Genomic DNA, 26,178 nt, shown 5'->3' on the forward strand with positions numbered 1-26,178 from the left:
GGGGTTGCCGGCTGGTAGTTCGGACATCTTCATAGAGTTTCGGTGGTCATTGCGTTAGGGAAACGCCCGGTTACATTCCGAACCCGGAAGCTAAGCCTTTCAGCGCCGATGGTACTGCAGGGGGGACCCTGTGGGAGAGTAGGACGCCGCCGAACAATCATTGTGGGAAAGCCCCGCACCTCTGGTGCGGGGCTTTCCTGCGTTCAGGGTCGATTAGGGTCGGCCGCATGCGCTATGACCTCGTCATCTTCGACAACGACGGAGTGCTCGTCGACAGCGAGCCCCTGTCCAACACCCTCCTGGCCGCCTACCTCACCGAGCTGGGGCACCCCACCACGTACGAGGAGTCCCTGCGGGACTACATGGGCTCCGCGATGCACCGGGTGCACGACCTTGTCCGGGAGCGGACCGGGCAGGACCTGCCGGCGGACTTCGACGACACGTTCCACGCCCGCGTCTTCGCCGCGTTCGAGCGGGAGTTGACGGCCGTCGACGGGGTGACCGAAGTGCTGGAGAAGCTCCGTGCCGATGCCGTCCCCTACTGTGTCGCCTCGTCCGGCAGCCATGAGCGCATCCGGGTGGGACACCGCACGACCGGTCTTGACCGGTGGTTCAGGGAAGGGACCGTCTTCAGCGCCCAGGACGTCGGCAGGGGCAAGCCGGCACCCGATCTGTTCCTGCATGCCGCCGAGCGGATGGGGGTGGCGCCAGAGCGGTGCGTGGTGGTCGAGGACAGTCGTCTCGGCGTGCAGGCGGCGCTCGCGGCCGGGATGGACGTGTACGGGTTCACGGCCATGACCCCCGCGGCCGAACTGGCCGGCGCCGACGGGCACTTCACCTCGATGGCGGAGCTGCCCGCACTGCTGGCCTGACGCCGCCCGGGCGACGGCGGCGGTTCCGGCGGCGCCGTCGGCGCGGCGCGGGTCGTACGAGTCTGCTTCTGTGACGCGTCTACCGCCCGGTAGGGCCCGGGCATACGCTGTGCCGCCATGACAGATCCGCGGTTGCGCCACGGGCGGGCCTCCCTCGCGTTCAGCTTCTTCTCGCAGGGCGTCGCCTTCGCCCTGCTCGTGACCCGAATACCCGCCATCCAGGAGCGGTACGGGATATCCGACGCCCTGCTGCCGCTGTTCCTCGCGGCGGTGCCCGTCCTTGCCGGGGTGGGCAGCGTGCTGACCGAGCGGATCGTGCGGCGGGCACCCGTGAGCGCGGTGCTGCGCTGGGCCCAGCCGGTGGTGCTGCTGGCGCTGCTCGGTCTGGCCGCGGGCGACGAGATGTGGCAAGTGGCCGTCGCGCTCGGGGTGTTCGGGCTGTCCGTGGGCGCGCTCGACGCGTCGATGAACATGCTGGGCATCGGGCTCCAGGCGGCGTACGGGCGCAGCATCATGCTCGGCTTCCATGCCGCGTACAGCCTCGGCGGGATCGTCGGTGCCTCGCTCGCCTGGGCGGGCGCCCACTGGGACCTGGCGCTCGTCGTCTCCTACCTTCCGGTGGTCGTGGTGCTGGTGCCGGCGGCACTCGTGGGCAGCCGGTGGTACGTCGGCGGGGAGCGCCCCCGGCTCGGCCCGGAGGCCGTCAAGGGCGGCGACGACGGCGTGGCCGGGGACGGCGGCCGGGTGGCGTTCAGGATGCTGCTGCCGCTCGCGCTGGTGATGACCTTCGCGTACATCGGCGACTCGACCGTCTCCAACTGGAGCGCCAAGTATCTGCAGGACGTCCTCGGCAGCTCGGAGGAGCTGGCGACCGTCCCGTACAACGCCTACATGGTGACGACCCTGGTGGGCCGTGCCGTCGGGGACCTCGGGGTGCGGCGCTTCGGGGCGGTGGCCGTCGTCCGGTGCGGGGCGGTGCTGGCGGCGGTCGGGTTCGCCGTGGTCGCGGCCGCGCCGGGGGCGTGGACCGGCATGGCCGGATTCACGGTGCTGGGGCTCGGTCTGTGCGTGATCGTGCCGCAGACCTTCGCGGCGGCGGGCCGGCTGTTCGCGGGCCGGAGCGACGTGGCCGTGGCGCGGCTGAACGTCTTCAACTACGTCGGTTTCCTCATCGGGTCGCCCTTGGTCGGGGCGCTGGGGGACGCCTGGAGCTACCGCGGGGCGATGCTCGTACCCATGGCGCTCGTGTTGTTGACGCTGGTGTACGCCGGATCGTTCGGTGACGGGAGCGCCCGATACGGTGTCGGGCATGAGCGGCCGCGGATTGCTGATGTGGGACGAGGCGGTAACCGGGTATGACTTCGGTTCCGGCCATCCGATGGATCCGGTGCGGCTCGCACTGACCATGGGGCTGGTGCGGGCGTACGGACTGGACCGTGCGATGCGCGTGGTCGCCGCCAGGCCGGCCGGGGCGTCGACGCTCGGGCTCGTGCACCGGGAGGACTACGTGGACGCGGTACGGGCGGCGTCGGCCGACCCGAAGGCCGCGGACCAGTCGTACGGACTCGGCACGGTCGACGACCCGGCTTTTGAGGGCATGCATGAGGCGTCGGCGCTGATCGCCGGGCAGTCCGTCGGCGCGGCGGAGGCCGTGTGGCGCGGAGAGGCCGCTCACGCGGTCAACTTCGCCGGGGGGCTGCACCACGCGATGCCGGGGAGCGCCTCCGGGTTCTGCATCTACAACGACGCGTCGCTGGCCATCGCGCGGCTGCTGGAGCTCGGCGCGGAACGGGTCGCCTACGTCGACGTGGACGTCCACCACGGTGACGGCGTGCAGGCGGCCTTCTGGGACGACCCGCGGGTCCTGACGGTGTCGCTGCACGAGCATCCGCAGACGTTGTTCCCGCAGACCGGTTGGCCGGAGGAGACGGGCGCGGCCGGTGCCGCGGAGGGCTCCGCGGTGAACGTGGCGCTGCCGGCGGGCACGGGGGACCAGGGCTGGCTGCGGGCGTTCCACGCGGTGGTGCCCGAGCTGGTGGCCGACTTCCGGCCGCAGGTCCTGGTGACACAGCACGGGGCGGACACGCACTTCGAGGATCCGCTGGCGCATCTGGCGGTGTCGCTCGACGCGCAGCGTGCCGTCCAGGAGGCGTGCCACACGCTGGCCCACGAGCATGTGGAGGGCGGCCGGTGGGTCGCGCTCGGCGGTGGCGGTTACGCGGTGGTCGACGTGGTTCCGCGCTCGTGGACGCATCTGGTGGGGCTCGCGGCGCACCAGCCGGTCGAGCCCGAGTCGGTGATTCCTTCGTCGTGGCGGGACGAGGTGTACGCGCGGACGCGGCAGTTGGCTCCGGCGCGGATGACGGACGGCCGGTGGCCGGTGGCCTGGCGCGGCTGGGAAGAGGGCTACGACCCCGCTGACCGGCTGGACCAGGCCGTGCTGGCGACGCGGCGGGCGGTGTTCCCGCTGCGGGGGCTGCTGGCCTGACACCGGCAGCGCGGCGCATAGCGGGCGTTAGGCCGACTGTGCGGGTTGTTCGGGGTTTTCGCGTGGTGGGTGCCTCTCTGCGTCAGCATCGGGAGGGTGTTGAGCACCGAGGCGCTGCGGGCGCATCTGCTGGCGTCCCGGCTGGCCGGTGATGTCGCCACCTCCCGTGAGACGAGTCTGCGGAGCTATCGCGCGTTCGTCGCCCGCGATCCGCGGGTCACCATCGGACTGGACCCCCGGTCGGCGTGGAGCGTGCGGGACGTCATCGCCCTCATGGCGGACAGATGCGGGGTCTCCGCCGATCCCGAGCATGTGACCGGGGCGGACGTCATCGACCCGGAGCTGACCCTCGGCAGGCTGGCCGCGTTCGCGGAGCGGCTGGGCGCGGTGGCCGAGCGGGGCGGGGCGGTCCTGTTCGGCACCGGACATCCGCACCGGCTGCTCGGGTTCTACGCCGGTCTGGCAGACGCGCTGTCGGCGGCGGGGTGTTCCGTACTCACACCCGCGCAGGGGCGATGTGTCGACATAACGACCCGGTTCGGCGTACGCACGTACCGGCTCGAATACGTACGGGGAGTGGCGCGGCTCCGGGAGGCGGGCGCCGGCGGCGCGGGGGCCCACAGTCATTCCCCGTTGCCGGTCAGGGTCGCGCTGGGGGCGGCCGCGGACGCCGGCGGGCGGCTGCCCGATCTCGTCGTCGGTGATCACGGCTGGGTCTGCGGAGCAGGTCAACTGGGTATCGAGGCCATCGGACTGGCGGACACGGACGATCCGGCGCTGTTCGTCGGTGAGGTGGAGGGGCAGGTGTCCGTCGCCGTTCCGCTTGATGACGCCGTACGGTCCGATTACTACCGGCCGTTGACGCGCTATGTGCTCAATCGGGCGTGTCTGTCACAGTAGGCGGCCGATCGCTGCTCCTCTTCCCCACTCGCATCACCCGCCCCTAGTCTGGGCAGTGAGCGCACAGCGACGAAGAGTCACCGGAGGGGAAGCCGGTGCGCGTCGGGTGCGGAAGGTACAGGTGGGTCATGGCTGCTGGCAGCGAGAGGCCTCTCAACGAGGTCAAGTTCCTTACCGTGGCGGAAGTCGCCTCGGTGATGCGGGTGTCGAAGATGACCGTGTACCGCTTGGTGCACAGCGGTCATCTGCCGGCGATCCGGGTGGGGAGGTCCTTCCGGGTACCGGAGCAAGCGGTTCACGAGTATCTCCGCGAATCCTTCGTGGGGGTGGAATCCGCGTAACGGAGGAGGGACGGCCGCCCTCGGATTACGTCCCTCACTCGGCGGCAGGTAGGCTAGGCCGACGTAGGTCGTGTGGGCCCAGACGCCCCGCACCGAGTGAAGAGAAGTGAGCGAGGGTAGTCGTGGGCTCTGTTATCAAGAAGCGGCGTAAGCGGATGGCCAAGAAGAAGCACCGCAAGCTGCTCAAGCGCACCCGCGTTCAGCGTCGCAACAAGAAGTAAGCGGCAGCTGAGCGTGTCTCTCGGCCCCTCCACCAGTCCGGTGGAGGGGCCGAGGTGCTGTCCGGGCCCGGGGACGGACACCGTACGGAGCACGGGTGGAGCACCGGTGGACACGACGTGGCAAAAGTCCGTCGTGCGGTCATCACAGCGCAACGGTGACGCGCTACGGTGACGCCAGGAGCTAGGGAAGGCGCTGATCTTGGGCAAGGTCGTGCTCGTCACCGGAGTGGCCCGGCAGCTCGGCGGCCGTCTCGTACGGCGGATCCAGCGGGATCCCGAGGTGGACCGGGTGATCGGGGTCGACGCCGAGGGGCCCGGACACCATCTGGGCGGGGCCGAGTTCGTGCGTGCCGACATCCGCCGGCCCGCCATCGCGAGGGTCCTCGCCGAGCACGCCGTGGACACGGTGGTCCATCTGGACGTCACCGGGACGCCGCTGGGCGCCGGCGGCCGTACGGCCGTCAAGGAGACCAACGTCATCGGCACCATGCAGCTGCTCGGCGCCTGCCAGAAGTCACCGACCGTCAAGCGGCTGGTGATCAAATCGAGTACGAGCGTGTACGGCTCCGCCCCCCGCGACCCGGCGGTCTTCACGGAGACCACCCCGCCCAAGTCGCTGCCGAGCGGTGGATTCGCCAAGGACGCCGTCGAGGTCGAGGGATATGTACGCGGCTTCGCCCGCCGCCGCCCCGACGTGGCGGTGTGCGTGCTGCGCTTCGCCAACATCCTCGGACCGTGCGCGGACTCGCCGCTCGCCGACTTCTTCTCGCTGCCGGTGATGCCGACCGTCTTCGGCTACGACCCCCGGCTGCAGTTCGTCCACGAGGACGACGTGATCGACGTGCTGCGGATCGCCCTGCACGAGCCGCGCCGCGGCACGCTCAACAGCGGCACCTTCAACATCGCGGGTGACGGTGTGCTGACCCTGTCGCAGTGCTCGCGGCGGCTGGGGCGGCCCACGCTGCCGCTGCTGCTCCCCGCGGTCACCTGGGTGGGCTCGGCGCTGCGGACGGTCGGTTTCACCGACTTCTCGCCCGAGCAGATCCGGCTGCTCACGCACGGACGGGTGGTGAGCACCGTTCAGATGCGCGAGACACTGGGCTTCCGGCCGAAGTACACGACCGCTGAGACGTTCGCGGACTTCGCGCGCAGCCGTGGCCCGGGGCTGCTGCCGCCGGAGTCGCTCGCCGAGGCGGTGGACCGGGTCGCGGCGGCCCTGTCGATCGGCGTCCACGACGGGGCGCCCGTCGAGGACGGCGGGCGAGCGGTCACCCAGACGACGCACAGCAGCGGACAGCCCGGATAAGGAGCGCAGCCGACGATGGCGGACGCCAAGGTCATTCCGTTCGACGACGACCGGTCGCGCGGCGGCGGCGCGCAGCGCCCGGTACGGCGGCGCCCCGCGTCCGGCGGCCGGCGCAAGGCGGACGCGGCGGCGGTGCGGGACGCCGCGCTGAGCCCGCTGCCGGGCCCCCAGGCCGGTGAGGCCGGGCCGGGCCCCGACACCGCTCCCGCGGCCCCTGCCGAGCCGGTCAGGGGCGCCCTCTCCGCGGCTTCCGGCGCTACCGGTGACGCGGGTGGCGCCGGCGATGCCCAGCAGGACGGAGCCCCCGTGGCGGCCGCCGGGGAGACGCCGGTGACGGCGGACGGAGGCTGGGACCGGAGGATCGCCGGCGGGCTGGCGTTCCTGCGGCGACGCATCACGGGCGACTACGAGGTCGACGAGTTCGGCTACGACGCCGAGCTCACCGACCAGGTGCTGATGTCGATGCTGCGGCCGATGTACCAGAAGTACTTCCGCGTCGAGGTCAAGGGCATCGAGAACATCCCGTCGGAGGGCGGGGCGCTGGTGGTGGCGAACCACTCGGGCACCGTGCCGCTGGACGGGCTGATGCTCCAGGTGGCCGTGCACGACAACCATCCCGCTGACCGCCATCTGCGGCTGCTGGCCGCGGATCTGGTGTTCATGCTGCCGGTGGTCAACGAGCTGGCCCGGAAGGCCGGTCACACCCTGGCGTGCGCGGAGGACGCGGAGAGGCTGCTCCAGCGCGGCGAGGTCGTCGGTGTGATGCCCGAGGGCTTCAAGGGCATCGGCAAGCCGTTCAGCGAGCGCTACAAGCTTCAGCGTTTCGGCCGGGGAGGCTTCGTCTCCACGGCGCTGCGGGCGGGCGTGCCCATCGTGCCGTGTTCGATCGTCGGCGCCGAGGAGATCTACCCGATGATCGGCAACGCGAAGACGCTGGCGCGGCTGCTGGGCTTCCCGTACTTCCCCGTCACGCCGACGTTCCCGTGGCTCGGACCGCTGGGAGCGGTGCCGCTGCCGACGAAGTGGACGATCCAGTTCGGGGAGCCGATCCCGACGGACGGGTACCCGCCGGAGGCGGCGGAGGACCCGATGCTGATGTTCAACCTGACGGACCAGGTGCGGGAACAGATCCAGCACACGCTCTACAAGCTGCTGGTGCAGCGCCGCTCGGTCTTCTTCTAGCCGTGCCGGCGTTGCCGGCGCGCCATGGACACCGCTGAGGGGTGGGTCCCGACCGGGACCCACCCCTCAGCCGCGCGCGGTGCTCCCGCCCGCGTCAGCCGTCGTCCTCGGCCTCGAAACCGAGGCCCGGGAGGATGCCCGGCAGCAGCGGCGGGATGGTGATCTCCGGCTGCGGCGGCTCCGAGCCCTTGCCGGACGGGGAGGGGCTCGCCGCCCCCTCCGGCGGATCGAGAAGACCACCGGTGTTGCCGCCGAGCAGGCCGTCGTTCGGCGAGCCCGAGGTGGAGCCGGACGGGCTGGGCCGGGCGCTCCCGCCGTCGGTACCGGGCGAGCTCGACGCCGTACGGCCCGGGTCGGCGGTGCGCCCCGAGTCCTGTGAGGCGCCCGGGCCCTGGGACTCGCGGTGCTTCTCCGGGGTACGGGGCAGCATCGCCTCGAGCGGGCCGACCTGTTCGTCTATGGCGTCGAAGGCGGAGTCGACGTCGTCGCCGACGTCGGTCAGCTGGGCGGGCAGCCGCTCGCGCAGACCGTCCCACGTGTCGCGGTGCGAACGGGAGAAGGAATTGAGCGCGGCCATCGGGGCGAGCGACCCGTCGCGCTCGTATGCGGCGCTGAGCAGGCGGTGGCCTTCCGTGACGTCGTGCCGCATGCCGTTGAGCGTGCGGCGGACCTCGCTCAGGGACTCGTGGTCCAGGGCGCCGCCGCGGTCCCGCTCCATCAGCCGGCGGGCCTCGCTCAGGCGGGTCGACGCCTGGTCGAGGTAGAGCTCTCCGCGGTCGGAGTCACCGTCCGCGAGGCCGAGCTTGAAGTCCTCCATGCCGCGCTTCAGCCCGTACAGCGAGTCACCGGGGAGGGCGTCGGAACTCGCAGCGGCCACTCCGCCGAACGCTCCGGCCGCCACACCGACGGTCAGCCCGCCGGCAGCGAGCCCCTTCGACCAGCGGGAACGCGGTCGCAATTTCCGGAGCGGGGATGCCCGGTGCGCGCCGCGGCCCGAGGTCCGCTGCTCGGGCACCGTAGGGCCCGTGGACGCACCCCCTCTGCCTTCCTGCAGCAGCGATTCCATCGCCGCCACGAGCTGCGCCCGCTGCACCACCTTGACCTCGGGGTCCAGCTGCGGCTTCGGCAGTTCGCCGAGACCGTGGGCCAGGGTCAACAGCCGTTCGTGCTCGGGCGGTTCGACGGACTCGACCGATTCGTCGGGCTGTTCGGCCGCCTGGTCTTCCAAGGCCTGGGCGAAGGCGTTCGCCCGCCGGTGCGCCGAAACGTTCGCGATCACTGGCGGCACCTCCTCTCGTCATGACGGTCGACTCCCCTGAGGGTCTGGAGGGTTGCATACCTTGAGTACATCCACACGAAAGAGTGAGTGGCTGCGGGCATGGCGCGTCCAGAGGGAGCCTGCATTCCGCACAACGAGCGTCGCGGCACTTGGGTTACGCGCGAAAGATGATCGGACCAGTGCGTCATCGAGGCGTCACCGATTGTCAGTTGGGGACGGGGGCCGTGGGGGAGTGTGGGGACGGTGGAGCTCTGTCGCAGGGGAACGGCTCAGCGTGCGTCGTCGGGCAGCAGCCGGGCGAGGGTGCGGACCGCCCGGTACTGAAGAGTCTTGATCGCGCCCTCGTTCTTGCCCATCGCCCTCGCCGTCTCCGCGACGGACAGGCCTTGCAGGAAGCGGAGCGTGACGCACTCCTGCTGCTGGGGGTTGAGCTTGCGGACGGCTTCGAGCAGCGCGGCGTTGGAGAGGGACTCCAGGACCGAGTCCTCCGGGCTGCGCTCGACCTCGTTGGCGTCGAGCATCTCGCCGGTGGTCACTTCCAGGCGGAAGCGGCTCGATTTGAAGTGGTCGGCGACCAGGTTGCGGGCGATCGTGACGAGCCAGGCGCCGAAGTCCCGGCCCTGCCAGGTGAAGGTGGAGATCCGGCGCAGGGCGCGCAGGAAGGTCTCACTGGTGAGGTCCTCCGCCGTGGCCTTCCCGCCGACGCGGTAGTAGATGTAGCGGTAGACGGTGTCGCTGTACTGGTCGTAGAGCCGGCCGAAGGCCTCGGCCTCGCCCGCCTGGGCGCGCTCGACCAGTTCCATCATGCGGGCGCTGTCGCTGTCGGCGGTGGGCCGGCGGGTGGCGGCGTGGGCGCCCGAGCTGCCCCGGCCCGCCCTTCTGCCCGCAGCCCGTCCGTCGGCCGACCGCCGCCCCTCGTCGACGGCGCTGCGCGCGGGACCCTTCTGCAGGCCGTCGGTCAGGGCGTAGCAGGGTGCGGCCGGGCCGCCGGCGGCGAGGCCGGGGGTGGCGAATGCGGGGACGGTGTACGCGGCGGGGACAAGGCCGCGCAAGTGGTCGAGGACCGCTGCGCGCAGCGTAGCCAGGCCCGAGGCGTCAACCCCGACGTGTGGGTACACGGGACTCCCAGAGGCAGAGCTTCCATCACGAGCAGTGCGGGACCGTTCACCCGTCGTGATGACTGGTGGGGTGGTCCGTCATGCGTCTGAGGAGAATAACGCTTCGTACAGGCAGCGCTACACCCAGTTGCTCAAATCGTCGTTTCCGTCGCTTCTGTTACGTCTATGCGTCGCAACTGGTCGCACATTGTGAGCACTTGTTGATCGAATTACGTCGTGATCTGTCTTATCGGGCGGTGAGTTGTGGCCGGGCCGTGACAAGTGGACTGGCCGGGGGGCCGAAGGGGTAACACCCGTGGATTGGCCGCCGACACGCGCGGGGAGCACATGTTCGGAAGCGCGCGGCGGCCGCCGGCCGTCGGTGAAAGGCCGCGGTGTCGGCGCCCGGACGGCGTGGAGCGCGCCCGTGACGCCGGCGTCAGCGGCGGCGGCGGTGGAGAGCGACCGCGGCGGCGGTGCCGCCCGCCAGCGCGCCGACCCCGGCCGCGGCGGGGATGCCGACCTTGGCCGCCTTGCGGCCGGTGCGGTAGTCGCGCAGCCGCCAGTCCCGCTGCCGGGCGTGCTTGCGCAGTTTGGTGTCCGGGTTGATCGCGTACGGGTGGCCGACGAGGGACAGCATGGGGATGTCGTTGTGGCTGTCGCTGTACGCCGCGCAGCGGGACAGGTCCAGGCCCTCGGCCGCCGCCAGCGCGCGCACGGCCTCCGCCTTCGCCGGGCCGTGCAGCGGTTCGCCGACGAGCTTGCCCGTGTAGACGCCGTCGACGGATTCGGCGACGGTGCCGAGCGCGCCGGTCAGGCCGAGACGGCGGGCGATGATCGTCGCGGTCTCCACGGGCGCAGCCGTGACGAGCCACACCTTCTGGCCGGCGTCGAGGTGGGCCTGGGCGAGCGCACGGGTGCCCGGCCAGATGCGGTCGGCCATGTACTCGTCGTAGATCTCCTCGCCGATGCTCATCAGCTCGGAGACGCGGTGGCCCTTGACGATGGAGAGGGCGCTGTCGCGGGCGTCCTGCATGTGCTCGGGGTCCTCGACGCCCGCGAGCCGGAACCACGCCTGCTGCCAGGCGAACCTCGCCAGTTCGCGGCGCTGGAAGAACTTGCGCTTGTAGAGCCCGCGGCCGAAGTGGAAGATCGCGGCGCCCTGCATGACCGTGTTGTCGAGGTCGAAGAAGGCGGCGGCGCGCTCGTCGCCCGCGACGGGGAACTCCGGTTCCACGGCAGGGGCGGTGACGTCCTGTGCCTCGAGTGCCTCGATCGTCTGCGAGGACTTCCGTGCTGCCTCGGCTGCGGCTTCGCCCGCGAGCACGCTGCGTGCCGTGGCGGAGCGCCTGCGCGGGGTGAGCCATCCCAGTGCGGCCATGTCGTGAGCATAGCCAGTCTGTTCGGTACTTCCCGCCGCGCCAGGATGCGTCGGCGTGAACAGTCCGCGACCGCGCTGTTAAGGGGACCGGCGAGAATGGGCGCATGAGTCCACTGCTGCGGCGTACGAAGAAGAACTCCGGGGAACACGTGGTGACCCTCATCGGGAAGCCCGGGTGTCACCTCTGTGACGATGCGCGCGCGGTGGTCGAGCAGGTGTGCGCCGAGGTGGGCGTGCCCTGGGAGGAGAAGGACATCAACCAGGACGAGGAGCTGCACCGCGCCTACTGGGAGCAGATCCCGGTGGTGCTCGTCGACGGCGAGCACCACACCTTCTGGAAGGTGGACGCGGCCCGGCTGCGACGCGCGCTGGCCGGATAGCCCTGCGTCCACGGACATCCACGGAAGTCCACGGCGCGCCGTCGCGGCCCTATCGGCGGGCGGTGACGGCAGGGCAGAGTAGGCGGAATCAGGCGGTCTCGGGGGCGTATTCGAGAGGAGAGTGTCCGATTTTGCGCCCTTCGGTAGCCCAACGGTCACGATCGGTTCGCGGTTCCTCGATCCGGCCGCCGAATCGCGTGACCCCGGTCACTTTGGACGGACAAAGCGGACACCATCTTTGTGCACGCGTTCACAAAGACATAGCCTGCTGTCGACGGGGCGGTCTTGAGACACACGGCCGCCTGCAGCCTCGCTCATCCCCCAGGAGCACCGTGGCAACTGGCCGAAATCACCGACCGGCGACCCGTAGCCGAGGAATCCCCGAGGCCACCGTCGCCCGGCTTCCGCTGTACCTGCGCGCACTGACCGCGCTGTCGGAGCGTTCCGTACCCACGGTGTCGTCCGAGGAGCTCGCGGCGGCCGCGGGCGTCAACTCCGCGAAGCTGCGCAAGGACTTCTCCTACCTCGGCTCGTACGGGACCCGGGGCGTCGGCTACGACGTGGAGTATCTCGTCTACCAGATCTCCCGGGAACTGGGCCTGACCCAGGACTGGCCGGTTGTGATCGTAGGAATCGGTAATCTCGGCGCCGCGCTCGCCAACTACGGCGGCTTCGCGTCCCGTGGTTTCCGGGTCGCCGCGCTGATCGACGCCGACCCGGCCATGGCCGGAAAGCCCGTCGCGGGCATCCCGGTGCAGCACACGGACGAGCTCGAGAAGATCATCAGCGACAACGGGGTCTCGATCGGCGTCATCTCCACGCCCGCCGGTGCCGCGCAGCAGGTGTGCGAGCGCCTGATCGCCGCCGGTGTCACCTCCATCCTGAACTTCGCGCCCACCGTGCTGTCCGTGCCGGACGGCGTGGACGTGCGCAAGGTCGACCTCTCGATCGAGCTCCAGATCCTCGCCTTCCACGAGCAGCGCAAGGCCGGCGAAGAGGCCGAGGCCGCGAACCGCAAGGGCCCCGACGGTGACATGTCCGCGGTGATGCCGGCATGAGTCTCCTGGTCGTAGGGCTGAGCCACCGCAGCGCACCCGTGAGTGTGCTGGAGCGGGCATCCCTGCCCACCGACGCGCGGATCAAGCTTCTGCAGGACACCCTGGCCGCGGAACCCGCCACCGAGGCGACGGTGCTCGCCACGTGCAACCGCATCGAGTTGTACGCGGACGTGGACAAGTTCCACGCCGGCGTCGCCGAGCTGTCCACGCTGCTCGCCCAGCACAGCGGCGTGGGCCTCGAGGAGCTCACCCCCTATCTCTATGTGCACTACGAGGACCGGGCCGTCCACCACCTCTTCTCGGTGGCCTGCGGTCTGGACTCGATGGTCGTCGGCGAGGGGCAGATCCTCGGCCAGATCAAGGACGCGCTGGCGCTCGGGCAGGAACTGCACACCGCCGGGCGGCTGATCAACGACCTGTTCCAGCAGGCGCTGCGGGTCGGCAAGCGCGCGCACAGCGAGACCGGGATCGACCGGGCCGGGCAGTCGCTCGTCACGTTCGGTCTCGAACAGCTCGCCGCGGGCGAGCCGGTCGAGACCTGGGCGCGGGACCGGAAGGCGCTGGTCATCGGCGCCGGCTCGATGTCCTCGCTCGCCGCCACGACGCTGGCGCGCCTCGGCGTGCGGGAACTCGTCGTCGCGAACCGGACCATGGAGCGCGCGGAGCGGCTGGCCGCGGTGCTGGCCGAGGGCGGCGCGAGCGCGCGCGCCGTGCGCATGTCCGACGTGCCCGCCGAGCTCGCCCTGGCCGACGTGGCCGTGTCGTGCACCGGTGCGACGGGCCTGGTGCTGACGGCCGAGTCGGTCGCGGCGGCGCTCGCTCAGCACATGGTCCCCGGCGCGGCGGTCCCCGAGGACCTGCGCGCTCCCGAAGGAAGCCTCGTCGCCCGCCTCGCCGCCGTCGCGGCGCGCGACGGACGGGTGGCCGAGCTGCCCGGACGCCACGACGACCTCGCCGGCCTTCCCGGTGTGCCGCCCGCCGCCGCCGACGCCGACGCGCCGGTCTCCGCCGTGGAGCAGGGCGCGGACAGCGCCGTGGCCTTCGGCGCCGCGGATGTTGCCCGGGGCACCGAGCCCGCCGTCGCGGACGCCGCCGAGTGCCCCGTCGGGCTCGACGACTCCCTCGTCCAGCACGGCGCCTGGGTCGACAACGGCTCCCGTGCCCCGCGTGAGGCGGACCGCACGGTCACCGCGCACGGCACCGGGCCGGTACGGCTCGGGCTGCTGGACCTGGCGATGCCGAGGGACATCGACGCCGCCGTCCACCGCCTCGCGGGCGTACGCCTGGTCGACATCGAGTCCCTCGCGGAGGCTTCGGCCGACGCGCCGATGGCCGCCGACGTGGACCAGGTCCGCTCGATCGTCTCGGACGAGGTCGCCGCCTTCGGCGCCGCCCAGCGTGCCGCGCACATCACGCCGACCGTGGTCGCCCTGCGCACCATGGCCGCCGATGTGGTGGCGGGGGAGATTGCGCGCCTCGAGGGGCGCCTGACCGGGCTCGACGAGAAGCAGCGGGCCGAGATCACCCAGACCGTGCGCCGCGTGGTGGACAAGCTCCTGCACGCGCCCACCGTGCGGGTCAAGCAGCTGGCCGGAGAACCCGGCGGCGCCGGGTACGCGGACGCGCTGCGGACACTCTTCGACCTCGACCCGGAGACGGTCGCCTCCGTCAGCCGGGCCGACCTGAATGACGCAGATGTCAAGAACCGAGGGCGAGTATGACCGAGAGGGCACTGAGGCTCGGAACCCGGCGCAGCAAGCTGGCCATGGCCCAGTCCGGGCAAGTGGCCGAGGCGGTGCGCCGGCTGACCGGCCGCGCCGTCGAGCTCGTCGAGATCACCACGTACGGGGACGTGTCCCGGGAGCATCTCGCGCAGATCGGCGGCACCGGCGTGTTCGTCGCCGCGCTGCGTGAGGCGCTGGCGCGCGGGGAGGTCGACTTCGCCGTTCACTCGCTGAAGGACCTGCCCACGACCCAGCCCGACGAGCTGGCGCTCGCGGCCGTGCCGAAGCGTGAGGACCCGCGCGACGTGCTGATCGCGCGCGACGGCCTCAGCTTCGAGCGGCTGCCGAACGGCGCCCGGATCGGGACCGGTTCGCCGCGCCGGATGGCGCAGCTGAACGCGTACGCCCGCACGCACGGCCTGACGATCGAGACCGTGCCGATCCGCGGCAACGTCGACACCCGCATCGGATTTGTACGGAACGGGGAGCTCGACGCCGTCGTGCTCGCCGCGGCCGGACTCAACCGCATCGGCAGGACCGACGAGGTGACCGACTTCCTGTCGGTGGACTTCGTCCTGCCCGCTCCCGGCCAGGGGGCACTGGCGATCGAGTGTTCCGCGTCCGACGCGGACCTCACCGCCGCGCTCGCCGAGCTCGACGACCCGCACACGCGGGCCGCCGTGACCGCCGAGCGATCCCTGCTCGCCGCCCTGGAGGCCGGCTGCTCCGCACCTGTGGGTGCGTTGGCCGACCTGTTGGGCGACGGCCAGGAATTCACCGAAATGCGCCTGCGCGGCGTCGTCGGCACGACCGACGGCTCTTCGCTGGTGCAGCTGTCCACCACCGGTCCCGTACCCACGTCGCACGACGACGCGGCGGCACTCGGACGCGAACTCGCGGACGAGATGCTGGCCAAGGGTGCGGCTGGTCTTATGGGGGAGCGAGCACTTTGAGCCCCACCACCTCGAACCGTCCGCCCCTTCCGGCACACGGACACGGGCACGTCACCTTCCTGGGTGCCGGTCCCGGCGATCCCGGTCTGCTGACTCTGCGCGCCGTGGAGGCGCTTGCCGGCGCCGACGTGCTGGTCGCCGAGCCGCAGGTGCTCGACGTCGTTCGCGGCCATGCGCGGGCGAGCGTGAGCACGCCTGAACTGACGGTTGTTGACGACGTGTCAACAACCGCCGGAATCCCCGTACTCAGGGATGCGGCCAATCTTGTCATGGAGGCCGCACGGGGCGGCAAGCGGGTCGTCCGTGCGGTGACCGGTGACCCCGGCCTGGACACCGACGCGGGTCGGGAGATGCTCGCCTGCGCCGCGGCGGGGATCCCCTTCGAGGTCGTGCCCGGTGTGGCGACCGCGGTGGGCGTGCCCGCGTACGCGGGTGTCCCGCTCCGTGACGAGCAGGGCGCCGACGTCAGGTTCGTCGACGCGCGGACCGCTTCCGACCGCTGCTGGAGCGAGGTCGGCGCCAGCGACGGCACGGCCGTCGTCTCCGCCACGCTCGAGACGGTCGCCGCGGCGGCCGGCGAGCTGGTCGCGGCCGGCCGCAAGCCGGACACCCCGCTCACCGTCACCGTGGCCGGCACGACCACGCGGCAGCGGACCTGGACGGCGACGCTCGGCACGATCGCGCAGACCCTGAAGCAGGCGAAGGTGCTGCCGTCCCCCGACGGCCACCAGCCGGTCATAGCCGTGGTCGGTGAGCGCAGCGCCGCGGCACAGCGTGAGCAGCTCGCGTGGTTCGAGTCCAAGCCGCTGTTCGGCTGGAAGGTGCTCGTGCCGCGCACGAAGGAGCAGGCGGCCTCGCTCTCCGACCAGCTTCGTTCCTACGGCGCCGTGCCGCACGAGGTCCCGACGATCGCCGTCGAACCGCCGCGCACGCCGCAGCAGATGGAGCGCGCGGTCAAGGGCCTGGTGACCGGCCGTTACGAGTGGATCGCTTTCACGTCCGTCAACGCCGTGAAGGCGGTGCGGGAGAAGTTCGAGGAGTACGGGCTCGACGCCCGCGCCTTCGCCGGGATCAAGGTCGCGGCGGTCGGTGAGCAGACGGCGGCCGCGCTGGTGGACTTCGGCGTCAAGCCGGACCTCGTGCCGAGCGGTGAGCAGTCCGCGGCCGGTCTGCTGGAGGACTGGCCGCCCTACGACCCGGTCTTCGACCCGATCGACCGCGTCTTCCTGCCGCGCGCCGACATCGCGACCGAGACGCTGGTCGCGGGCCTCATCGAGCTCGGGTGGGAGGTCGACGACGTGACCGCCTACCGGACGGTGCGGGCGTCGCCGCCGCCGGCGGACACCCGTGAGGCGATCAAGGGCGGCGGTTTCGACGCCGTGCTCTTCACCTCCTCGTCGACGGTGCGGAACCTGGTCGGCATCGCCGGCAAGCCGCACAACGTGACCGTGATCGCCTGCATCGGTCCCGCCACCGCGAAGACCGCGGAGGAGCACGGGCTGCGGGTGGACGTACTGTCCCCCGAGCCGTCCGTGCACCGGCTGGCCGAGGCGCTGGCCGAGTTCGGCGCGGCCCGCCGCGCCGCCGCGGTCGAGGCGGGCGAGCACGTGACGCGCCCGTCGGAGCGCCGTCCGGGCGGCCGGAGGCGTCGCACGACGACCTGAGCGACGTGATCAGGAGGCGGGGCGGGCGGGGAGATCCCCACCCGCCCCGCCTCCGTACGTTCGACAGGCGGGGGCCGACAGGCGTACACCGGAAGCACAAGGATCCTTCCGGGCAGTCAAGTGGGTGACCCCCTGTGAGCGCCAGCACTCTCCACGTCGATCCGTCCAACGCCGAGCAGGCTCGCGCCTGGGACGGTGTCCAGGGCGCCTACTGGGCGGCACACGCGGAGGATTTCGACCGCGCCGTCCACGCCTACCAGCGCCCCTTCCTCGACGCCGCGAGGCTCCAGCGGGGCGAGCGGGTGCTCGACATCGGCTGCGGCAACGGCCTCACCTCCCGCGCCGCCGCCCGGCTCACCGTCGGCGGGCCCGTGCTCGGCATCGACCTGTCCACGGCGATGTTGCGCGCCGCCCGGCAGGAGACGGAGCGCGAAGGGCTCGACAGCGTCCGCTACGAGCAGGGCGACGCCCAGACGTACCCGTTCCCCACCGGTGCCTTCGACGTGGCCGTCAGCCGCAACGGGTGCGTGTTCTTCGCCGATCCGGTCACCGCGTTCCGCAACATCGCCCGCGCCCTGCGGCGCGGCGGGCGGCTGGCACTCCTCGTCTGGCAGGACGCGGAGCGCAACGAGTGGTTCACGTCGTTCCTGGGCGCCGTCGCGGTCGGCCGTGACCTTCCCATGCCGCCTCCCGGCGCGCCCGGCCCGTTCTCCATGGCCGACCCGGACGTCGTGGGCGACGTGCTCGTGGCGGCCGGATTCGATTCGCCGCACTTCGACGGGCGCACCCTGCCCATGAACTTCGGACGCGACATCGAGCACGCCGGGCATTTCGTCTCCGGCATGCTGGAGTGGGCGCTCGAAGGGCTCGACGCGCAGGACAGGGAGCGGGCCCTGCGGTCCCTCCGGGCGGACCTCGACTGCCATCTGACCCCGGAAGGCGTCCGCTACGAGTCGGCCGCCTGGATCGTCACCGCGACCAAGCCGTAGGGGGCCGGTCACACCGACGCCCTGTCGGCATTCGCACCCGTCGCACAGGCGTAGCGTGGCCGTATGACTGCGTACGGATCCTTCCCCGGTGCCCGCCCCCGGCGGCTCCGGACCAACCCCGCGATGCGGCGCATGGTCGCGGAGACGCGCCTGCACCCGGCCGACCTGATCCTCCCCGCGTTCGTACGGGAGGGCATCGCCGAGCCCGTGCCCATCTCGGCCATGCCCGGAGTCGTCCAGCACACCCGTGACACGCTCCGCAAGGCCGCCGTGGAGGCCCGCGAGGCAGGCGTGGCCGGGATCATGCTCTTCGGCGTGCCGGAGGACGCGAAGAAGGACGCGCTCGGCACCGCCGGCACCGACCCGGACGGCATCCTCCAGGTCGCGATCCGGGACGTGAAGGCCGAGGTCGGCGACGAGCTCGTGATCATGTCCGACCTGTGCCTGGACGAGTACACCGACCACGGCCACTGCGGGGTCCTCGCGGCGGACGGCCGCGTCGACAACGACGCCACGCTCGAGCGCTACGCCGAGATGGCGCAGGTCCAGGCGGACGCCGGCGTCCACGTCGTCGGCCCGAGCGGAATGATGGACGGCCAGATCGGCGTCGTCCGCGACGCGCTCGACACCATCGGCAAGGAGGACGTGTCGATCCTCGCGTACACCGCGAAGTACTCCTCCGCGTTCTACGGCCCCTTCCGTGAGGCCGTCGGCTCGTCGCTCAAGGGCGACCGCAAGACCTACCAGCAGGACCCGGCCAACGTCCGCGAGTCGATGCGCGAGCTGGCGCTCGACCTCGAGGAAGGCGCCGACATGGTCATGGTCAAGCCCGCGGGCCCCTACCTCGACGTCCTGGCGAAGGTCGCGGAGTCGGTGGACGTGCCGGTCGCGGCGTACCAGATCAGCGGCGAGTACGCGATGGTCGAGGCCGCGGCGGAGAAGGGCTGGATCGACCGGGACAAGGCGATCGCGGAGACCCTGCTCGGCATCAAGCGGGCAGGCGCGAGCATGATCCTTACGTACTGGGCGACCGAGGTCGCCCAGGGGATCAGCGCAGGTCGCTGACGAAGGCCGCCCAGGCGGCCGGGTCGAGCGTGAGGCTCGGGCCGCCGGGGTTCTTCGAGTCGCGAACGTGGATCGTGGCGGGGTGGGTGGCGACCTCGATGCACTGCCCACCCTCGCTGCCGCTGTGGCTGGACTTGCGCCAGTCATAGGCCACTTCGAGGCACTGTCCGCCTTCGTCGCCGCTGTAGCTGGACTTGAACCACTTCAGTCCGGTGCTCATCTCTCTCCCAGCAGCCGATCCAACAGGGCCTTGCTTTCCTCGGGGTTGAGGGCCTGTGCCCGCAGCATCGCATATTTGCGGGCCAGGATGCTGACCTCGTCCGGGTCGGAGACCAGCTGGCTGCCGCGCTGGCTCTCGGTGTAGCCGAGGAGCTGGTGATCGGGGGTCTCCAGCAAGGTGAACGGGCCGTTGAGTCCCGCATGGCTGGTGCGGCCGAACGGCATGACTTGGAGGGACACGTCGGGCAGGTCGGCGCAGGCCCGCAGGTGGCGCACCTGCTCCTCGTACACCTCGTCGCCGCCGATCCGGTCCCTCAGGACGGCTTCCCACATCACGAAGCTGATCGTCGGCGGCCGGGTGCGTGCCAGGATCTCCTGGCGGGCGACGCGGGCGGCGACCTGGGCCTCGATCTCGTCCGCGCTGAACGCGGGCACCCGGCTACGGAAGACCCCCCGCGCGTAGCGCTCGGTCTGGAGCAGGCCCGGCACGACCTGGTTGTCGTACCAGGACAGCGCGATCGCCTCCCGCTCCAGATCCATGTACTCCTCCGCCCACGCCGGGATCAGGTCCACCTCCGGCATGTGCTCCACCGCGACCGACAGCGCGCCCTTCGTGTCGAGGCGGTCGTCGAGTCTCTGCGCGAGGTCCGGCTTCAGCGGGCGGCGGCCCTGTTCCATGGAGGCGACGGTCTCCTCGGCGAGGTTGAACTCCGTCGCGAGTTCGCGTTGCGTGAGGCCCGCGGCCTCGCGGAAGCGGGCGAGCTGGCGGCCGACCAGCCGCATCGCCGACGCGTTCTTCCGGTGGCGTCTCCTGGGGTGCATATCTCACCAACTCCCCGCACCCGCCCGTACGTTACGCCTGGACGACCCGTACAAATGAAACGTACGGGTCGGCGGAGTGCCGCCATCGCCGCCCGCAGCGCGAATCTCGTCCCGTGGACAGGACGATGCAACACGAGGAACTGCGCGAGGTGTTCTGCCGTCGCGAGCGCCGATCCGTCGGTACGGCACGGAGGTTCGCCCGGGAGGCGCTGACCGCGTGGGGATGGGGCGCGCGGGCCGACGACATCACGCTCTGCGTGAGCGAGCTCGCGACGAACGCGCTGGTGCACGGCGTGCCGCCGGGCCGCGGCTATCTGCTGCGGCTGTGGCTGTCGGAGGACGGGACGCTGCGCGTCGAGGTGCACGACAGCGGCGACGGGAGGCCGTGCCTGCGCGAGCCGGAAGACGAGTCGGGGCGCGGCCTGCTGCTGGTGGCCGCGCTGGCCGACAGGTGGGGGATCGGGCCGCGCGAACCCGGCAAGGTGGTGTGGTGCGAGTTCGCGCGGCCGTGATGCGGGCGTCCTACGGTGCGTCGAGCACCGTGCCCCTGAGGGCCGGGCCCTGCGGCGTGCCCTCGTCGTCCCCGGGCTGGATGCCCACGTACTCCTCGGGCTCCGTCACCTGGTCGCGGACCGTCGGCACGGTGACGTCCACGCCGGTGGTCCCGGCCGGTACCGGGACCCACAGGAACGGGTACTCCAGCCGGGACAGCGGGACGTCATCGGTGGGGAGTTCGCCGATCAGGGTGTCCAGCAGCCACTGTTCGTCGACGTCCTTGGTGGACAGCTCCGGGCCGCCGGCGGGGGGCATGAACTGGATCGACGTGTAGATCTCGGCGTCGGCCGGCTCGGACAGGGCGACCCGCCACTTCAGGGGCTGCCCCTCCGTCACCTTGTCGGCGACGGGCTTCACGGTGACCTTCGGCATCGGGTCGTCGTTCTCGGCGGTGACCCCGCCGGAGTGCGCTCCGACCACGGCCCCCCGAACCGCCTTGACCAGCACATCGTGGCTCATGTCGTAGGCGTACCGCTTGTTGCCCTCCACCTTCACCGGTACGTCGATGCTGCTGCCGGCCCGTACCGTCACCAGCCGGTCCTTCGCCCGGCCGGTGACCGGGTCGACGGCGTACACGCGCACCGTTCCGCTGCCCTTGCCGGACACGCGGACGGGCACCTGGTACGTGCGGACGCCCGAGTCACCCTCCTTGACCTTGAGCCGGCCGAGGTCGATCCGGGTCAGCGGGGCCTCACGGACGGCGGGTGTGCCGGGGCTCCACGCCCACGCGTCCATCAGCCACGCCTTGCCGGAGCGGCTGCGGGGGGTCAGTTCCAGCGCGGCGACCCGGCGCAGATCGAGCCCGGCGCGTGCCGCGGCGGTGAGGGGTACACGCACCTCGCGCGCCCAGTAGGAGGTCGTGCGGTCGCTGCCCGGCAGCCCGTCCACCCGGACACCGCCCAGCTTCGCCCGCTTGCCGGAGGCGTCGGTGACGGACACGTCGAGCTGCGTCCCGGTGGTGTTGGGCGGCACGAAGACGCGCAGCGCGAGGCTGTCGGCGCCCTTGAGGGAGAGCGGCTTCTCGGGCCTGACGGTCACCGCGGAGCCCGGTGCGGACCAGTTCAGCGCCACCGCGCGGCGGCCGGTCTCGTGCTCGGGCTGCCAGTGGGCGAAGTGCGGCGAGGACCCGGAGTCCAGGCAGGGAGCCTTGGGGTCGATGGCGTCGCACAGCCGGCCGCCGGTCACGGTCACGGGTCCGTCGGGGAGGAACCCGGCGCCGCGGTTCGCGCCGACGGCGTGGGTCAGCACCCGCGCCGGGTCGGCGGAAGGGGCTCGGCGGCCCGTGCCGTCGAGCAGTTCGCGCACCCGGTCGTCACCGGCGACGAACAGGCGTGCGGCGGCGGCGATGTAGGTGGCGCCGGCCCGGTGCTGCTGGTCGGCGGTCAGCCGGGTCGCGGTACCCGGCGAGCAGACGGGGTCCGGCTGCTCGGGGTCGGGCCAGAAGTCGTCGTCGGCGGGGGCCTGGGCCTGGCCGGGGGTCCACTCGCTGTTGAAGTAGTTGTGGTTCGCGCCGACCATGTAGACCGCGCTGTGCAGGGCCTTGCCCCGGCTGACGCCGCGCGTCCCGTCCGCGTACACCTGGCCCTGGAGGTCGGACACGTCGCCGTCGCAGCCCGGCAGGATCGTCAGCGACGGGACGTCCGGCACCGGGTTGTGGCCGAAGATCGTCGGGCCGATGAGCACGGTCCCGCGGATGTGCCAGCGCACCTTCCCGCGGTAGCCGTCCTGGGCGGGGGCGGGCGGATACAGGCTGTCCATGGCCGCGCGGTTGACGCCCTCGCCGCCGCGCGAGTGGCCGACGAGCAGGACACGGGACAGGTCGGCCTTCGGGGCCTTGCGTACCGGTCCGGGTGCGGTGGCCGGCTTCGCGGCCCAGTCCGCCCAGCGGGCCAGATGCGACCGCACCAGGGACGAGCGCGCCTGCGCGCCACCGTCCTCGGCGTTCCAGTCCTGGCCGTTGACGCCGTTCGCGGCGATGGACACGGTCACATAGCCCTGGGAGGCCAGCAGCTCCTGGTCGCGCAGATAGCCGCGGTGGCTCGGGATCGGCTTCGCGCCCTTGGCGCACGGCCAGTCGATCGTCACCTCGTCGTCCTTGCCCGGGACATAGCAGGTGGCGTGCCGGCCGTGCAGGAACAGCGCGAGCGGGCGCTTGCCGGGGGCGCCCTTCGGGGCGACCACCACGGCGCGCATCTCGACCGGCGCCGCGAAGCCGGGCAGCCGGACCGGGTCGAGCGTGTACTCGCCGGTGGTGGTCCGGTAGGTGCCCGCCCGGCCCGGGTCGACGGCCCCCGGCGGGAACTCGGCCGGCGGCTTCGCGGTCGGCGCGGTCCCGCGGGCGCCGGAGTCGCCGCCGGGCTCCTGGTCCAGACGGCGGCCGCCCGCCAGCACGGTCAGGTTCTTCAGGTCCGCCGGGTCGGTCGTCCGCGCGTCGTCGAGGGGCAGGCGGAAGCTCCGTCCGTCCTTGCCGGCCTCGGGCACGCCGACGATCCCGTCGTCCGCGTGGAACTCGACGCGCGCGTCACCCGGGGGCACGGGACGCGGCGAGCGCCACTCCAGAGCGCCCTGTCCGTCGTCATGGGTGATCCGCCAGCCGGGCGGCAGAGCGTCGTTGCCGTCCGCCGCCGTGGCGGGGCGAACTTCGGGCGGCTGGACGGCGTGCGCCGCTGCCGGCGCCACCCCTACCGCCATGAGCACCGCTGTCGCGGTCGCCCATATCCTCCGGGCACGTATCAACGTTCCCCTCCTCAACCCCGTGGGCCGGGCGCCCGGTTGTCCCGGGTGCCTCTCGACCGGAGGACGGGGAGAAGGACGTGGGGGCTGCCTGCGCGGAACGTTTCGGCCGGATCTGTGCGGTCGAAGGCCCGTGACATGGTGCGGCCGCGGCCGGGGGACGTCGTCTCCCCGGTCCGCGGCCCGTTCATGAGGTCCGGCGGCTCAGCAGTAGAGGTTCGAGCCGGCGGGCACGCCGAGGATCTGCGTGAACTGCTGGTACTTGGTCACCCGGCTCTGGACCTGCGCCGGGTTCTTGCCGTCGCACTCCAGGGAGCCGTTGATCGAGCGGATGGTGTGACCGAAGCCCGCCTGGTTGACCATGGCGTTGTGGCCGGTCATCGTGCCCGGGCCGTTCTGGGTGTTCCAGTACCAGAGGCCGGTCTTCCAGGCCACGGCCGCCTCGCGCTCCACCCGCCAGGGGTTGTTCAGCAGGTCGATGCCGAGCGCGTCGCCCGCGGCCTTGTAGTTGAAGTTCCAGCTGAGCTGGATCGGGCCGCGGCCGTAGTAGGCCGCCTGTCCGGCCGGGCAGCCGTACGGCTGGCTCCAGTCGCAGTAGTGCGGGTAGTTGGCGGTGTTCTGCTCGACGATGTGGACCAGGCCGCCGGTCTCGTGGCTGACGTTGGCGAGGAACGCCGCCGCCTCCTGCTTCTTCACCGTGTCGCTGCCGGTGTTGGCGAACGCCGGGTAGGCGCTCAGGGCCGCGGTGAGACCGCTGTACGTGTAGAACGGGTTCCGGTTCGGGAACATCTGGTTGAACTGCGACTCGCTGACCACGAAGCCGGACGGGGACGGGGTGCCGCCGCCGCTGCAGGTGTACGGGTCCCAGTACCAGGTGCTGATCGTCGGGCTGTAGCCCGGATTGTCGTGCTCGGCTATGTAGTAGGAGCCGTTGTACCTGACAACGTTGCCAGCCGTGTACCAGGCGCCCTGGCGCCAGTCCGTGGCGGTGTCGCACGGGCCGGCGGCGGACGCGGAGGGTGTCAGGGCGACGGCGAGGCCGGTGGCCATGAGGACGGCGGTCAGCAGTGCCATGAGGCGGGTTCTCAGCACTCGATCACTCCTTTGAGCGCAACGGCCTTACCCGAAGCGGCAGTTGCTCGCCGGGTCAGGCCGCGGTGGGGGGCTGTGCGCACACTCAAGCGTGATTGACGTGATCGAGTCAAGGTATAGACCAATGTGACTTCCGGGTAAGTCCCGGGGCCGGCAGCCTCAGAGGTCCTTCCAGAAGGAGTGGTTGTGCTCCTTCGCCAGGTCCGTGGGGCGAACACCCTCGGACGAGATGGCAGCGGTGTGCGGCGCGTCCGGCGTGTACGGCTGCCACGGGGCACGGCCGGTGCGCGCGAAGTCCGACCAGATTCCGGTCAGCGCCGCGGCCAGCCGCCGCTGCTCCCCGGTGAGCGGCTCGGCCCAGGCCAGGTCGAACAGATACGGCAGCTCGGCGAGATGCGGGGCGCCGACCGGGAAGCTCGCCGGCGGGAAGTCCTTGAACCACGGGTTGTCCTGCTCGGAGAACTCGTAGGCGTACGTCGGCGTTCGCGTGCCCAGGGCGTCATCGGTGGCGATCGCCGAGCGCCCCCAGACGGCGTCCGTCATGGCCGCCGCGAGCGCCCGTCCGTACGAGCCGCCGTACGCGCTCGCCGGATACCGCGCGAGCGCCTTCTCCGCGACCTCCGCGCCGTAAGCGCCGGTCACGTACGCACGGAAGTCGTGCTCGTCGAGGAGCCTCTGCCGGGACAGCTCCAGGCCGTAGACGCGGAACGTCTCCTCGTCGCGGTTGATGCCGTGCAGTACGGGCACGCGGTTGAAGCGTCCGGACGCGAACGCCTCGCGCGGCGTGCGGGGCAGCAACGGGGTGCCGTAGACGGGGCCGTAGCGCGTCTCCTCGTCGTCAGCCGCCACCAGCTCCGCCGCGGGCACCGTGCGCAGGGGCTTCTCGAACTTCCCCGTCAGGTGCCGCGCGTGACGCAGGGCCTCGGCCCGTGTCAGGGTCTCGTCGTCGTCCAGGCACGGGCCGCTCTGCAGGACCGCCCGGTGGAACAGGCCCGTCGACGCGGGCGAGACCAGGTTCGCGCAGACGCTGCGGGCGCCGCCCGACTCGCCGAACAGCGTCACATTGCGCGGATCGCCGCCGAAGGCCGCCGCGTTCTCCCGGACCCACCGGAGGGCCGCCTGCTGGTCCTGGAGACCGAAGTTGCCGTCGCCCAGGTAGCCGAGGGCGCCGAGCCGGTAGTTGACCGTCACGACCACGACGTCGCCGCCCGCCGCGAGACGCCGCGCCCCGTACATCGCTCCCTCGCCGTCCTCGTGGTCCCCGCCGTGCAGCCAGACCATGACCGGACGGGGCGACGGCGCGGCGGCGCGCGGAGTCGTGACGTTGACGAAGAGGCAGTCCTCGGCGTCGCTCTGCGGGCCCTTGACCGGGATGGCGCCGGACTGCGCGCACGCGGCCCCCGGCTCGGTCGCGTCCCGTACGCCTCGCCAGGCACGCACGGGCCGGGGCGGCTCCCAGCGCGCGGGCGGGGCGGCGTACGGGATGCCCTGGAAGACGCGGGCGGTCCCGGTGAGGGTGCCGCGCACCGCGCCGTCCGCCGTGCGCACGACGGGGGAGGGGCCGGTCGGCGGGCCGATGTCTGCGCCGGTTCCGGTCAGGGAGCCGGCCGCGAGGGCGGCGACGGCGGTGATCATCACGATGGTGTTGGACATGCCCATGAAGCTATGGAAGCGGCGCGTCCGCGGGCAGCCGACGTACCCCCGTACCGCGGGTGTCGTCAGGTGCACCCCGGGTGGGGGGCCGGTCCCACCGGCAGGGCCGCGGGCCGTGCGCCCGCCGGTGTTCCAGCGGCGCGCACTCGCGTTCAGGGACCGTGCGGCGCACCCTTGAAGGGGTACCGCTGGAGGTGAACCGTC

Annotated in this window: 24 protein-coding genes and 1 rRNA gene; 17 read left to right on the forward strand and 8 right to left on the reverse strand. The window is 71.7% G+C overall.

What is annotated here, in order from left to right:
- Positions 1–38 precede the first annotated feature (38 nt).
- From rrf to AB0K36_RS00045, 9 genes are all read left to right on the forward strand, one after another.
- A 5S ribosomal RNA gene (gene rrf, locus AB0K36_RS00005) occupies positions 39–155 on the forward strand.
- Between the two features lie 72 nt (positions 156–227).
- Positions 228–872: an HAD family hydrolase gene (locus tag AB0K36_RS00010; protein WP_364586088.1), complete on the forward strand. Its 645-nt coding sequence runs from the start codon at positions 228–230 to the stop codon at positions 870–872.
- Positions 873–989: 117 nt separating this feature from the next.
- Positions 990–2,231 (forward strand): MFS transporter, encoded by a 1,242-nt coding sequence (locus AB0K36_RS00015; protein ID WP_364586091.1) that lies wholly within the window; start codon positions 990–992, stop codon positions 2,229–2,231.
- Positions 2,182–3,360 (forward strand): acetoin utilization protein AcuC, encoded by a 1,179-nt coding sequence (locus AB0K36_RS00020; protein WP_364586094.1) that lies wholly within the window; start codon positions 2,182–2,184, stop codon positions 3,358–3,360. The genes AB0K36_RS00015 and AB0K36_RS00020 overlap by 50 nt, the downstream gene beginning before the upstream one ends.
- A 96-nt stretch (positions 3,361–3,456) precedes the next feature.
- A complete protein-coding gene (locus AB0K36_RS00025) occupies positions 3,457–4,260 on the forward strand; it encodes a phosphatase (RefSeq protein WP_364586097.1) in 804 nt (267 codons plus the stop codon).
- 128 nt (positions 4,261–4,388) lie between these two features.
- On the forward strand, positions 4,389–4,601 hold the full coding sequence (locus AB0K36_RS00030; protein ID WP_014046653.1) for a helix-turn-helix domain-containing protein: 213 nt from the start codon (positions 4,389–4,391) through the stop codon (positions 4,599–4,601).
- A 122-nt stretch (positions 4,602–4,723) separates the two neighbouring features.
- Complete coding sequence (locus AB0K36_RS00035; RefSeq protein WP_003948845.1) at positions 4,724–4,822, forward strand: 30S ribosomal protein bS22; 99 nt, start codon at positions 4,724–4,726, stop codon at positions 4,820–4,822.
- A gap of 199 nt (positions 4,823–5,021) precedes the next feature.
- A complete protein-coding gene (locus AB0K36_RS00040) occupies positions 5,022–6,128 on the forward strand; it encodes an NAD-dependent epimerase/dehydratase family protein (RefSeq protein ID WP_364586100.1) in 1,107 nt (368 codons plus the stop codon).
- A 15-nt stretch (positions 6,129–6,143) separates the two neighbouring features.
- Entirely contained in the window at positions 6,144–7,310 is a 1,167-nt protein-coding gene (locus AB0K36_RS00045; protein ID WP_364586103.1) for a lysophospholipid acyltransferase family protein, read from the forward strand.
- 94 nt (positions 7,311–7,404) lie between these two features.
- Here AB0K36_RS00045 and AB0K36_RS00050 read toward each other — a convergent pair whose 3' ends face one another.
- From AB0K36_RS00050 to AB0K36_RS00060, 3 genes are all read right to left on the reverse strand, one after another.
- Entirely contained in the window at positions 7,405–8,589 is a 1,185-nt protein-coding gene (locus AB0K36_RS00050; protein ID WP_364586106.1) for a DUF5667 domain-containing protein, read from the reverse strand.
- Positions 8,590–8,858: 269 nt separating this feature from the next.
- The gene (locus AB0K36_RS00055; protein WP_307707675.1) at positions 8,859–9,707 is read right to left on the reverse strand and encodes an ECF subfamily RNA polymerase sigma factor, BldN family; all 849 of its coding nucleotides are present in this window, start codon (positions 9,705–9,707) and stop codon (positions 8,859–8,861) included.
- Between the two features lie 418 nt (positions 9,708–10,125).
- Positions 10,126–11,067, reverse strand: a complete 942-nt coding sequence (locus AB0K36_RS00060) for an HAD family hydrolase (protein WP_364586109.1) — start codon at positions 11,065–11,067, stop codon at positions 10,126–10,128.
- A 104-nt stretch (positions 11,068–11,171) separates the two neighbouring features.
- Between AB0K36_RS00060 and AB0K36_RS00065 the strand changes: the two genes are divergently transcribed.
- From AB0K36_RS00065 to hemB, 7 genes are all read left to right on the forward strand, one after another.
- A complete protein-coding gene (locus AB0K36_RS00065; protein WP_364586112.1) occupies positions 11,172–11,447 on the forward strand; it encodes a glutaredoxin family protein in 276 nt (91 codons plus the stop codon).
- A gap of 332 nt (positions 11,448–11,779) precedes the next feature.
- The gene (locus tag AB0K36_RS00070; RefSeq protein WP_037774055.1) at positions 11,780–12,505 is read left to right on the forward strand and encodes a redox-sensing transcriptional repressor Rex; all 726 of its coding nucleotides are present in this window, start codon (positions 11,780–11,782) and stop codon (positions 12,503–12,505) included.
- Positions 12,502–14,226: a glutamyl-tRNA reductase gene (locus AB0K36_RS00075; protein WP_364586115.1), complete on the forward strand. Its 1,725-nt coding sequence runs from the start codon at positions 12,502–12,504 to the stop codon at positions 14,224–14,226. The genes AB0K36_RS00070 and AB0K36_RS00075 overlap by 4 nt, the downstream gene beginning before the upstream one ends.
- The gene (hemC, locus tag AB0K36_RS00080) at positions 14,223–15,182 is read left to right on the forward strand and encodes a hydroxymethylbilane synthase (RefSeq protein WP_364586118.1); all 960 of its coding nucleotides are present in this window, start codon (positions 14,223–14,225) and stop codon (positions 15,180–15,182) included. The genes AB0K36_RS00075 and hemC overlap by 4 nt, the downstream gene beginning before the upstream one ends.
- Positions 15,179–16,846, forward strand: coding sequence for a bifunctional uroporphyrinogen-III C-methyltransferase/uroporphyrinogen-III synthase (locus tag AB0K36_RS00085; RefSeq protein ID WP_189467160.1), 1,668 nt, complete (start codon positions 15,179–15,181; stop codon positions 16,844–16,846). The genes hemC and AB0K36_RS00085 overlap by 4 nt, the downstream gene beginning before the upstream one ends.
- Positions 16,847–16,980: 134 nt before the next feature.
- Positions 16,981–17,835: a class I SAM-dependent methyltransferase gene (locus AB0K36_RS00090; RefSeq protein WP_364586121.1), complete on the forward strand. Its 855-nt coding sequence runs from the start codon at positions 16,981–16,983 to the stop codon at positions 17,833–17,835.
- A 63-nt stretch (positions 17,836–17,898) separates the two neighbouring features.
- On the forward strand, positions 17,899–18,900 hold the full coding sequence (hemB, locus tag AB0K36_RS00095; RefSeq protein ID WP_364586124.1) for a porphobilinogen synthase: 1,002 nt from the start codon (positions 17,899–17,901) through the stop codon (positions 18,898–18,900).
- Here the strand turns inward: hemB and AB0K36_RS00100 are convergent.
- Positions 18,884–19,120 (reverse strand): DUF397 domain-containing protein, encoded by a 237-nt coding sequence (locus AB0K36_RS00100; protein ID WP_364586127.1) that lies wholly within the window; start codon positions 19,118–19,120, stop codon positions 18,884–18,886. The two genes, hemB and AB0K36_RS00100, sit on opposite strands and share 17 nt — an antisense overlap.
- Complete coding sequence (locus tag AB0K36_RS00105) at positions 19,117–19,941, reverse strand: helix-turn-helix domain-containing protein (protein WP_364586130.1); 825 nt, start codon at positions 19,939–19,941, stop codon at positions 19,117–19,119. The genes AB0K36_RS00100 and AB0K36_RS00105 overlap by 4 nt, the downstream gene beginning before the upstream one ends.
- Before the next feature lie 125 nt (positions 19,942–20,066).
- On the opposite strand from AB0K36_RS00105, the gene AB0K36_RS00110 reads away from it, so the two are divergent.
- The gene (locus AB0K36_RS00110; protein ID WP_364586133.1) at positions 20,067–20,453 is read left to right on the forward strand and encodes an ATP-binding protein; all 387 of its coding nucleotides are present in this window, start codon (positions 20,067–20,069) and stop codon (positions 20,451–20,453) included.
- Positions 20,454–20,463: 10 nt separating this feature from the next.
- Here the strand turns inward: AB0K36_RS00110 and AB0K36_RS00115 are convergent, their stop codons facing one another.
- The 3 genes from AB0K36_RS00115 to AB0K36_RS00125 all read right to left on the reverse strand — a co-directional run bounded on the left by AB0K36_RS00115 (position 20,464) and on the right by AB0K36_RS00125 (position 25,974).
- On the reverse strand, positions 20,464–23,187 hold the full coding sequence (locus AB0K36_RS00115) for an alpha/beta hydrolase (protein WP_364586136.1): 2,724 nt from the start codon (positions 23,185–23,187) through the stop codon (positions 20,464–20,466).
- Between the two features lie 246 nt (positions 23,188–23,433).
- Positions 23,434–24,303 (reverse strand): glycoside hydrolase family 19 protein, encoded by an 870-nt coding sequence (locus tag AB0K36_RS00120; protein WP_435877750.1) that lies wholly within the window; start codon positions 24,301–24,303, stop codon positions 23,434–23,436.
- 177 nt (positions 24,304–24,480) lie between these two features.
- The gene (locus AB0K36_RS00125) at positions 24,481–25,974 is read right to left on the reverse strand and encodes a carboxylesterase/lipase family protein (protein ID WP_364586140.1); all 1,494 of its coding nucleotides are present in this window, start codon (positions 25,972–25,974) and stop codon (positions 24,481–24,483) included.
- Positions 25,975–26,178 lie beyond the last annotated feature (204 nt).

The sequence above is a fragment of the Streptomyces kurssanovii genome (assembly GCF_040677245.1).
In the GTDB taxonomy this organism is placed as follows: Bacteria; Actinomycetota; Actinomycetes; order Streptomycetales; family Streptomycetaceae; genus Streptomyces; species Streptomyces kurssanovii.